This is a genomic window from Reichenbachiella sp. (assembly GCF_965223055.1).
Classification (GTDB): Bacteria; Bacteroidota; Bacteroidia; order Cytophagales; family Cyclobacteriaceae; genus Reichenbachiella.
Genome location: NZ_CBDCVM010000003.1, coordinates 38065 through 51025 on the forward strand (window position 1 = coordinate 38065; position 12961 = coordinate 51025).

General features: G+C 40.7%; 2 protein-coding genes. Both read right to left on the reverse strand.

What is annotated here, in order from left to right; translation table 11 throughout:
* Nucleotides 1-57: 57 nt before the first annotated feature.
* Entirely contained in the window at nt 58-1437 is a 1380-nt protein-coding gene (locus ACOQO5_RS00730; RefSeq protein WP_420579757.1) for a T9SS type A sorting domain-containing protein, read from the reverse strand.
* Nucleotides 1421-12811, reverse strand: coding sequence for a beta strand repeat-containing protein (locus tag ACOQO5_RS00735; protein WP_420579758.1), 11391 nt, complete (start codon nt 12809-12811; stop codon nt 1421-1423). Before ACOQO5_RS00735 ends, ACOQO5_RS00730 begins: the two co-directional genes overlap by 17 nt.
* Nucleotides 12812-12961 lie beyond the last annotated feature (150 nt).

Sequence of the window (12961 nt, forward strand, 5' to 3'; positions counted from 1 at the left end):
AAAATAGCTCGGGGCATATTCCTCGAGCTATTTTTTTGTTACTTCTTTGATCTTTTATCAGTGAGTGATCATTAGCTTCTTGAATTCGAATTCTTTCTTCTCACCTTTGATGGACATGTAATACAATCCACTTGGGAACCTATCGGTCTGAAGACTAAACCCTTCTTTTCCAGCATGAATTTCACCTTGACCAAATACGCGTCCAGTCTGATCGAAAATTCTCCATTGCATATCCTCTTGGATAACCTGATCAAAGATGATGAACACTTCATGATCTGTCGGGTTTGGATACATATTGAAATCCCGAACATCAATAAGGTCTGCAACATCAGTAATCGTTCCGCTAGATTTCGTTGAAACAATACTTGTTGTTTTCTGCACTTTTACGGATTGATAAATTTCCTTCGTCGTGCTATTTTGAATGAAAACTATTGCTGATAAATTACTGTTATCCGAAATGTTTGCCAAGTCCCATGAAACATTCATTACTGTTTCTTCACCAAAAGACAATGACTCCCCTGCCATCAACTCTTCCGTCAACTTAACGTATTCTCCTGAGCCAGATGGGAGTAGTTTTCTCATCACATGTCCAAATCCATTGATTCCACCCACAGATTGGTGTACGGTATCTTCCATTATGACTACGTAAGCTCTAAGTTCAGTTCCAACCGCATAATCTTGATTAGCCACAAACTCTACAGAGCCTTTTACTTCATGAGTACTTGCTGTAGGATCCGGAGTTACAATTATCTCAAATCCAGGGTCTTTCAGTGAGCTCAAATTCAGATCATTTTCACTCCAAGTTAGATCTCCAGACTTCGCGGATGAATTTTTCCCTCCAATTTGACCATCCAAGATAGAAGTCACTTGGTCTACGTTGTAGTATATAGACCTTGAACTAGGGCCTGAAGGGCTCACCAAATTAAATGGATCTGTAAATCCAAAATCAGAATGATAAGCCAGAACTACTTCATCTCTACTAGTTACAGTCGTAGGTGGCAGTAAGGCATCAATCGCAGATTTCAACGCAACAGTAGGATCATTTACAACCTCTCCTCCATCATCATTTGTAACACTTACAAATTGTTCAATCATCACATTTTTAGATCTCTCCTGAATAGTGAAATCATCTAAAGCAAACCCAAAATAACCATCTTTTGGCTGCTCTGTTCCTGCTATTGCAAATCTAAATCGAACATGTCCTCTGTCAGCTTCTGCAATTTCGTCTAATTGGTGTCTAGCACTTACCCATTTTGGTTTAGTTACTTCACCAGACCAGCCTAATGCAGTCAGAGCATTATATGTTGCAGACTGTTGTCCTGGATCAGCCTGAACGTTATCAAAGTTATACCACTCCAATCCAGTTGAAATATCTGTATCTGTACTATAAGCTCCTAATGGTGCCCATGTATCACCTTGATCAACAGAATACTGCATGACAACCCCCATCCTGATTCACTGCAAAATCATAAATCATATTGAATTGAACCATTGGCCTATTCAACCCACTGATATCAAATGCAGGTGTATATAACCAAGAATCTTCATTTGATAGATAATGATTGTTATCCAACGTTGTAGACCAAGCTCCAGTCAATGCCGAAGCAAGATCTCCAGGAGATTCTCCATCTGTCATACCCAAAGCTTCTAGATCCAGCGCTCCATAATTCCAACTGTGCTCTCTTACTGTAAGTGTACCTTCTTCTTCAAATTCAACAATAGATAAAGCATCATCTTTGAGTCTTTCCACATACCATCCATCTACATCAGGGTCAAAACTTCCTACATCAAATGTTTCCACGAATCTCGATTCTGGAAGTGAGCCAACATCAATTAAAGGAATGATATTCACATTATGAAGTAAGGTATCATAACATGTATTGGTCGATTCTAATACTAATGCTACATCATACTTACCTGGGTTTGTAAATGTATGATAGAATGGATCATATACATCTACACCGTCTACTTCTAATCCACCTTGAACAACAGGAGTCAATGGCTCAAATGTTCCGTCAACACCGCCATCGTAAGACACTGCGTATCGTGATACTTGCGCCAAGTTGAGCAAGGTCTCTCTGTAAATAAACTCCGTCTCTTCACCGGCAGTTACTCCATTCCATTTGAACGAAATACTTGGATCAATTAAGATATTCACCGCTTTCTGCGTATACAATTCATCAACCACTGATTGACACCCCAATTCCGTAGTGGCTGTCAAAATTGCAGCAAATGTACCTGTTTCTTCTCCTTGCAAGTCAAACGTCTCGTCCACATTTATTCCAATATCTGTGGTGGAGCCATATGGATCTGAAAGGTTCGGTAATCCAGCAGCATTTGCATAATAATAATTCCAATTCAATACCAGATTATTACCAGTAGCCACAGCATCATTACTAAGTGCATATGGCGATGTACCAGGGAACCTCAGCTCTGCATGGAAATTAACATCAGGATCGATACATCCTCCATCGACTTCAAACTCAACTTCTGGAAGCACATTTACTGTAACTGTTTTAGAAATAGATCCTGCACAACCTCCAGTGGTTGTTACAAAGTCAAATCTAATCCCAAAATCATGTTCCAGTAAAGTATTATTTGCTAGTTCGATCTCATTACCCAATTCAGACGGGAAAATAGTAGTAGAACCACCTGTGCCAATCTGGCCATCGTTTATTCCTCCAGTGATCGTATAAGTAGCAGTACCACCTTTTGCTTGATTCTCAATACCTGTAATCGTGAAACTTCCTTCATTTTCACAAATTTCGATTGCACCATCGTCAGTCAAATTGTTTCCATTTGGATCTACCAAAGAATTATTCAAAATATCCAAGTCAGGGATACCATGGACTGTAATGGACTTAGTTATTTCACTTGTACATGATATTGGTGCATCACCTGTGTAATCTTTAGTGTATGCATACGTGATTTGGTGATCCGTAGAAGTTCCAAATGGTCCTTGACCAGCTGCCGTAGCCGCCGCGTTTGGATCAAAGTCTCCTGTTCCATTATCAGTCAAACCACCTGTATTAACACTCCATACACCATTCGCTCCACTGTAATCAACACCTTCACCTTTACCTTGTAGTGTAACTACTCCATTATCATTACAATATGCAGTTGTAAATGTATTAACAGTTCCAAAATCAACTATATCCACTGTAGGTAATGCATTCACTTCGACATCCACTTGATAGCTATCACTTTCACACAGATCATTGGTCAACTGCGTAACATAAATCGTGGTACTAACTGGACTATTAATATCTACATCTGAGTTGTTCTCAATTTGAGTAAAATCAAATGAGGCCGTGTACCCTCCTCCTGAAGTCGTATTTGCCGACTCTAAGAATGGCGTCAACGATGCTAAATCTGGATCAGAAGAATACCATCTAAACTTGGCTACATCACCGGTATTCTGTGTAGCTCCAGTAATATTCCAAGATTCCATACTTACATCCTCACCTTCACAATAAGCGAAAATATCTCTACCAGTCGCTCCTACTCCATCTGTAGTCGGAGAAGCTGGTTTAGGATAAATCGTAATGACAGCAGGTATTTCAGCAGTATTCGCACAACCCGCAAAACCTAATCCATCTATATTATTATTTTCTACTCTATATAGATAGAATGTTTTCATCCAATTATCTCCTGTTGTCGGGGCGTTCATACCTGTAGCAAACCCATCTGTATTGAATGATGGATCAGCAAAATCACTCTCATGAATTGGTACATCTGTTGCTGGATCCAAAGGATCTTCTCCTGAGGCATCGTACCATCTCATGATATCACCTGGGTTTGTATTTGTAATCGTCAATACTGGAGCTGCAACATCGTCACAAGTAGGACTGATAGGACTAATCGCAGGAGCGGTAGGTGTCTCCAGAATATGAATGGTCACTTCTGTCGGTAAACTTTCACATCCTACAAATCCCATCGGTACGATATCTGAAGCCTGTGTAAACCAGAAACTATAATCTCCAGCCGTCGGCGTACCACCCAGATTAGCAACAGCCATTCCATGAAAATCCATTTCATCAGGTTGGAGCTCTGAAGACTGAATAGTTGCTCCAGTAGGATCCGTAGTAGTGAGTCTGTTGGTTCCCGCCAGTGCATCTGCCTCAGTTTGGTACCAATAGAAAGTAACAGAAGCTTCACCTTCCACTTGAACAGCAGCCACTGCATCATTCTCACAATAGTAGAAATCGCTCAACGATCCATCTGTTGCCAATTCAGTTGGAGCAGATGGGATATCATACGTATTCACCTGAATCAAAATCCCATCACTGATACTTTCACAACCAGCATCAATACTACCATCATTCAGTATATCTGTGGTTTGAGTGACTAAGAAATAATTTGTATCATCAGAAGGCTTTCCAACTAAGAATAATTCTTGCGCTGTAATTACTGAACCTTCACCAGTTGCACCATCATCACTATCTCCTGTTGTAGAATTAGATAAAGGTGCTAAAGCATCTCCGGATGCATTTGAAGTATACCAAGTGAACTTTTTCTTCGCCGTATAGGTAGGATGCATGGCTATAGCCAATGAACTAAATGTACCGTCTGTATAGGTACTCGTAGCATTGAACACATCAGTTGCACTCAATTCATCATTACAGAAATTTAATACAATCGGTGAGCCCACTTTACCTACACCTGGCCCATTTCCTTCAAAATTGACTTGATCGGCTACATCCGTATAATTTTCATTAACAGTAGCTGCCAACAACACAGGTGAACTTTCACAACCGTCAAATGTAGTAGCAGCATTTCTATCCGTTTTACGAGTTACCCAGAAGTAACTTGTACCTGGAGTGGCATTGTCATATCCATTGATCATCGAACCATTTAATTCAGAGTCATCGATGGATATACCTTCTTTTATGGCCATACCATCTGCTGCGCCAATTTCATCCACACCGTCACCATCATCTCCATACCAGGTATATATCACACCACCTTCATTGACTGTAGTAATATTAGCCAAAGGTGAACCTTCGCAGGTAAAGTACTCTGTAGTAAACCCATCTGCTATAACAATATCACTAGGAGTAGTTTTGATTTCAATATCGATGGTTCTCATGTCGGATTCACAACCATTATGAATAAAGCTACCGGAGCCAGCTCCTGTGTCAAAATCTGTTTGTGTGAAACCAAAAGTATACGAACCAGGTGTTAATGCATTCTCACTAACATCTGCAATGTTTGCCAATACTGCATCCATTTCTGCTACACTCAAGAATTCATCTGTACTGTTTATATATGTTTCAGGAATACCATCACCCGTATTATCATAATACCAATTGAAATTCGCATGCGCTGGCATTGCATTATCTGCAGAGAAACTACTTACATCAGCCTGAAGTACAGTTAGAGGATCTCCAACACAAAACTCTAGAAGAATAGATCCATCACTTTGTGCCTGTGCACTAGGCATAGCATCTTGAATCGATGTATAAGTTACCAATTCTGGTGTCTCTTGTGTTTGATATACTGTCGCAGTTACTGTCAATGCATCACTAATACAACCAGTAAATGGTGAGTTTTCAAATCCAATTCTTCTTACATACAATGTAGTGGTCTCAAAATCATTTCCACCTGGAGTAGCATTAATTCCTACATCGGCTAACTCTGCTGTTGACCCAATACCTGCCAAAGAGATTGGTGATCCAAACATATTGTCATCATCCCATTCAAATCTTTCAGTAGCTGCAATTGTACCACCTTGCAAGTCCAGATTGAAATCTAGTGGAATGGCATCCTCGCAGAATTCAAACGAAACCTGAGCCAATGGATCTGTCCCTCCAACCAAAGCAATTGTTGGAGTATTTGGTTTGGCAAAAAGATTGAACTGAGCTGTTGCTGTATTGGTACATCCTGGAGGGTTTCCGTAAGCATCATCTCCAGCATCAGAAGTAACTCGGATTTCATACAACCCTTCTCCTGCTGTAGTAGCAGAAATACCGGCATAAATACCTGTATGAGTCAACAACTCATCGAAATCTATATGTGTCGCTGCAATGGATTCAAATGTCGTAGCTACAGGTGTAACCTGTCTGATCTCATATGCAGAGATTGTCAATGCTGGCGACCCTGCATCGTTCGTCACTGTACCTGCAATAGTCACATCAATATTAGACGAACAGAAATTGTCACTAACGTCTGCTACACCTACTGTCGTTATATCAATGGTCGGCTGAGGATGTACAGTGAAGGTAAATGAACCATCAACAAAGTCTGTCATACCATCATTCACTACACGATCCACTCGGATAAGTTTCGTGTCATTTACATCAATAACATCAACTCCATTATCTGCCAATCCAAAAGCTGTCACTGGATCAAATGTCCAAGCATCAGCTGTCAAATCTCCAAAAGCACCAGTGATCACACCTCCAGTAACATTAGACCCATCATCAGTACTACTGGAATGAATAAACCTAACAAAAGTGTTTCCATCTAGATTAGTACCATTTACTGTTAGATCAAATGAAGCATCGGCACCACAAATGTCTGATTCCGGAGACCCTGCAAAAGGTGCGGTTACATTTGTTGCCACAGATATAGTGATACTAGCTGTATCTGCACAAAGTGTGCTATTATCTGTCAAGACATATTCAATGGTATGTAAACCTGCTGTAGCCGCAAAAGGTGTAAATTCTGCAGAATGCTGATCGTCGCTTGAAGTAGCAATGTTCGCCAATCCTGGGATACCAATAAAGAACCCAGTATATCCACTCAAGTTGTTATCATTCGCATCGTCGAGAACTGTTCTATCTCCTAAAATTTCCTGTGGATCATTCAAGGTTTCCGAGAATGTCAAACCATTAGTTGATGAAACAAGAACTTCAACTCTAGGATCAATAGTTACTGTCATTTCTGCAGTAATTCCAGGATCACTTACACAACCCGTGGCATCTTCCGTCAATACTAAGCTATAAGTATGTACATCTGTATTCGAGTAAGGATCACCGGCATCCGTATTTTGAGGTGCATCAAACACAGGATTAGCTTCTCCTGTTTGAGTTCCCATATTATCGCCAGTCCAAGCAAATGTATATCCAGCGGCTAATAAGTCATTGTCCGCATCACCTATTTCGATTTCTTCATAACTACAAATACCAGTCAGGTCATCTCCAGCAGCAGCTTCCGCATCCGGAAGCGCATGAATAACTACCGTTCTTTCTAGCGCTGGACTTTCACATCCATTGGCATTCACTTCAGATACATATACATTATACGTATCCGCAACACCATTTTCACCTCCTAAGAATAATTGTGCAAATGTTGGAGTTGTAGTATCATCAATCACTGACCCTGAAACATAATCCGCTGCACCTGTGGTACCAAGTTCTCTATACCATCTGGTATTAGGAAGGGTAGTATTCACGACCATATTAAACTCGTCTCCATTCATGGCCATCCCATCTGGATCATCTGGATCTAAATCCTGACAAAAAGCACTATTGGTATATCCAGCATTTACCGTAGGCGAACCTACAGATTCAACCCCAATATCAGTAACCGATATTCCATGACTCACATCGAAACCATAAATGGTAGCATCTCCTCCAGATCTAGTAATTGTTCCTGTACTGCCACCAGTAGTTTTTATTCTAAGACCTGTAATCGAGAGTACATCTGTGGCCACTCCATTACCATCATTATCATAAGTAATAGTAATGGTAGATGCCGTTACATTAATCCTATTTGACTGTGTACCATCTAAAGTCAAGTCACCTGCAGTGCTCAAGACTACATCTCCCTGACCTGGTTCGAATTCAAACCCAGCACTGATTGATAATTCTAAGGTATAAGTACCATTTGCATCTGCAAAGGCATCTGTTACCAATTCACCAATCATAATGTCCTGTTGCTGATCGATATAATCACCAAACGTACATGAGGTCATTACTGGAACATCGTAAGGTGCAGCAAATGCCATCGTACTATTATCATCTATAGCAATACCGTCATTTGTAGTAAACGTCCAAGTATTGATCTCAGCATTTAAGTTAACTCCCGAAATATCAGAGAATGCACCAGCGTCCACGGTTACTGAATAAGTAGTTGAAGACTGTAATGGATTTGTAGGATCGATAGTGATAATATCTGTTCCATTACCTGAAACCTGCGAGATATCTACCGTAGAGATTACAATATTAGGGTATACACCATCACTTATCGTTATGAATGTTCCTGATTGAGTGAAAACAGGCTCGTTGAATTTCAAAATCAAATCATCGAGAATTGTAATTTCAGGAACATTCAAAGTTCCCGAAGTAGCCGAAGCTGATGGACTTGAAATAGCAGCAATATCTCCAACTGTTCCAGCAGATTCGTTTTCAACATAAAGTATATCATTGACTTCATCATTAAATACGATATCAGCTGTTTCACCCGAGCCAGAGACAGTTTCGCCTACTCCGAATCTTCCTTGCAATCCTGTATATGGAATCGCTCTTACTACATTGTCATTAGGAAGGAAGGCTGCTATAGGATCATCAGATTCTCCTGCTGTTCTAAAGTTCCAGGTTCCATCATTGCCGATAGCAATGCTTGAATTTCCAGCAACATCTTGAAAAGCATCAGCATCCAAAGTCACATAATAATTTGTACTACCAGATAATTCAACAGCAAAAGTTGCTTGAGAGCCACTTTGTGCAATTGAAAGGTCTCCAGCTACATCATCATCCAGTATAGCAGATGAAGCAGGAAGTGTAGCAATTTCATAGTCATTAGAAGCTAAGAATAATCTTAAACTTCCAGCACCTGGTACAACCCTTTCTTTGAAATCAATAACTATAGAAGAGGTTGAAGCATTGATGCTAAACTGATCATCTCCTGGTGTAAAGGAATCAATAGCCGGTGCAGTGCCATCATTATTGGTGATAATATTCCAATCAGCCGAACTACCGAATGCAACATTTGCATAAGTTGGCCCGGAATCGTTATCTAAGAATTCATCTCCTTCTAGCACAAAATAATACTCAGTACTCCCTGATAATTGATTTCCAGTAATCAATTCAATATCATACGTGAAAGTAGTTTCTCCAGCTATCACCGCAGGAGTCACGGCATTGGCCATAATGCTAAATGCCAATTTATCATCAGCCAAATAGTAGGCATTGATAGGTTCGGCTTGCGCTGTTACCAATTCATCAAATGTCAGAACTATTTGTGCAGTGGTCGCATCTATTGGGGTAACAGGCGTAGCCGCATCATCAGCTGGCAAGTATGCTGTTAGCACCGGAGCTTTACCATCATTACTTGTTTCAAATTTCCATCTATTTGCTTCCGGAGTACTAGAATATCCGGCAAAAGCATTATCAACAGTAGTCGTAACATCAGTAATAGCAGTAGGATCGACTGTAATATAATAATCTGTTCCACCAGAAGGTAAATCAAACTCGAAGCTTAACTGAGAAGTTGAAGTGTAAACGAAATCGTCTACCAAAACATTTGCAGTACCCAATCCATCGCTGCGTATAATAATATATCCATCTACAGAAGACCCTCCTGTTGACATATTGAAGTTAGCTGGAGTAGCACTGTTGTACAATACTGGTGCTCCAATGAGTGTAGTAAGTGAAGTACCATCTACTGAGTAGTACACCTCAAATCCTGCATCTGTTCCACCCAATGCGGAACTATAGTCAAAGCTAATATTCGTTAGATCTTCGATATATGGAGATACCAAATAATCCCCATCTGCTGCTCCTATTGAAACTGCAGTTCCAGTGCTTACTGCATTATTGAATGTCCAAGTTCCCGTAGCATAAACAGGTCCTCCCACATTAAAGTCTTCTGGCACCTCATTGACTGGATTTACATCGGAAGTTACATCTAAAGAAGCAACGGCCATACCATCCGCATCCTTATAATAGAGGTTAACATTACCCGTATTCCATTGTACATCCTCATTAAACTTCATTACAAAAGTTCTACTCACTTGTGTAGCGATTACATCGTCTACATCAGCCAACAATTCTGTAACAAATGGCGCCTCAACATCAGTTAAAGTCGTAAATGTCCAATCTGATCCATTGCCTGTTGAGCCAATATCTACAGTAGTCGCATTCCCTGAGTTATCTTCTATCGACCCTGCAGGGATTAGGATGTAATAATCCTTATTGTACTCGAGCATCACATTATTTATTTCGACCTTGTTGCCCACATAAGCCACTGTGAAATCCTGAGTATCTATAAACTGATCTGTATTGTCAGTAATATTATGAATCTGGAAGAATTGGCCAGAGACCCCGTTTACTGGCTCAGACATGGTAAAACTAATATCTGGTGATAAGGACATAGTTGTTGATCCATCTAATGGCTCAAAGTCAGCCAATCCTGGATCGATCACCGGACTTGTTGCATCGAAATTACCTGTAGTAAAATTCCATCCATTAGCAGTCGGAATTCCAGCAAACGCATTACCTGAATAATCTTCAAATGCATTATTGGAAATTCTAACATTATATCCTGTCAAACCTGATAGTTCATTCGAAGGGTAAATTCTTAATTCATTACCTTCCAATGAAAGTGATCCAGGCGCATCGGTATTTAATATATCCGAGGTTACATCAAACTGTTCAAGCGCATCTCCAGAAGAAGAAACATAAAGTGTAACTGTACCCGATGAACTTGCAACCACCGGTTCATTAAACTTAAGAATGAATGGGTCAGAAGTTGAAATACCTGTTCCGTTATCCTCAGGTGTAAGTACACTGATTTCCGGTGGTATCACTTCAGGTACCGTAGTGAAATTCCAGGTATATTTATTGTCGATACCTGCAAATGGATTTCCTGCCAAATCTTCAATGGCCCCTTCACTAATTCCTACATAGAAGGTTACACCTCCGGGTAAATTTCCTAATGAAGAGATATCGATGGTTAGCTCATTACTATTGTAAGTCAGCAATCCGCTATTAGATCCATATTGAAGCACGGCAATATCCGGGTCAGTTTTCGCAAACAATCTTATAACTCCTGTACCTGCCTGAATATCTTCATCGAAAGCAATGGTTAAAGAACCTGTTTCTAGTGCTACATCGCCATTACCGTCATATGGTAATACACCACGATCTATAGAAAACTCATCGATGATAATATTTGCTCCAGATCCAGCATCTACTTCTAACTGAATGTTACCAGAGTAAGGCCCAACAAATTCGTAATAAAATTCTTCAAACCCTGAGGTAGCCATAGCCACATTCAAAGTCGTTAGTGTAGTCGGTCCTGAAGGATCTACAACATTGATAATAGCTCCAGCTCCGGCTGAATAAACAAAAGTCATCGAGCTGGCATTAGTGACAGCTGGTGACTGAATATAACTTCCTGGTGTAGCAGGCAATTCAGCCGCATTACCGATTGAACCTACGGAGTTAACGGCTGTCGCTCCTCCACTAACATCTCCAGAACTAGTCCAGCCATCACCTGAAAGTGTGGCATCTCCTCCGACGGTTGTACCTGAGATAGAATTAAAATCAGTATAAACTTGGGACGCAATAAGCGGTGCCGTGTTGTCAAGTGTAACAATAGCTGTAAATTCAATAGTTTCAGTGGCATCTGGCACACCATCTGCACCAGATTCTACAGATGGAGCAGAATCATCCACGGCAATGAAACTACCATCTGGAATTGAGACGGTTATTACTTCTCCAGAAGTAAAATTGACACTAGGATTAATCGTGATCTCATTAGATCCCATTCCAGTGATTTCACCATCCACTCCAACAACATATGACTGATTATATGAAATGTCTCCTACTAAGGTAATCGTACCTCCGTTTGATTCCACTGGTTCGTCAAATGTTAAGGTAATATTTGAGCTTCTACTTATATCAGTAACTCCATCAGCAGGTGCTGAGAAAGCCATACTTGGATTGGTTGCATCTGCCGTAGTGAATGACCAAGCACCCGCTCCAATAAGTCCAGCCCAAGAGTTAGTTCCGTAATCTTCGAAGGATCCAGCAGGTACTGTAACAAAGTAGGTAGTACCTTTATCTAAGATTGTAGAAAGAGAGAATGTAACCACATTACCAGCCACAGTCGTTCTTGAAAGATTAGTCACACTGATTGTTTCAACCACATCCAGTGTATTGAAATCTCTCATGATCAAGTTTCCACCTACGGCTCTCACATTTTCTGAGAAGGTAATCTGTAATTCAGTGACTGCTACCGCCGCTGCTTCTGTATGGCCAGGGCTCAGGTCTACTGTAGGATCATTTACTACCGGATCTGTGGTATCTTGTATAGTCACTGTTGTAATATCCAATGGAGTAATATCCGGATCATAGAAATCAACTATACCATCCACGTCAGTGTCTAAACCTCCTATCTCATCAAAATCATATCGATTAGGTATATCGTCTCCATCATCATCCAGTCCACCTACTATATCATGATCGATTAAGTCAGGCACTCCATCCAAATCGGCATCGTTCGGAATATTGTTCAACGATACGGTACCTGACACGAACACATTGTCGATGATACCATTAGTAATATTTAAGGTGCCTGCCGTAAAGTCCGATGGAATTCCTGATAAGGCTTCACCTGCCGGAAAGGTCATTTCTACTGCACCAGCAACATCTAGGTCCACATTTCCATTGGCATCTAGAGCCGAAACATCCAGACTAAAACCAGGATCTCTTTCTATAGTAGCACCGTTGTCAAGTGTTCCACTATTACGAGTCAAAGTGGTTGCTTTCACTTCAATCTGCATGTCATTCAGAGCAGAAGAGGTAATTGCTCCTCCTCCATTGGCTTGGATAAAAGCGGAATGGCCCTCCACCGCCACCACGAGTCACACTTGTCACCTCTATAATAACCCGTTCGTTATCATCAACTACTCCTGCAGTTTGATCAAATGTTGCGTATAGGTAGAAGGGCTCTGATCCTCCATCAGCAGCCGTCTCTATCTTTCTACCACCAGCGGTTGAGAAAGAAGCAC

Excerpts from the sequence above, each read along its gene's own strand:
- ACOQO5_RS00730 (WP_420579757.1), bottom strand. The coding sequence starts at position 1,437 with ATGCAGTATTCTGTTGATCAAGGTGATACATGGGCACCATTAGGAGCT.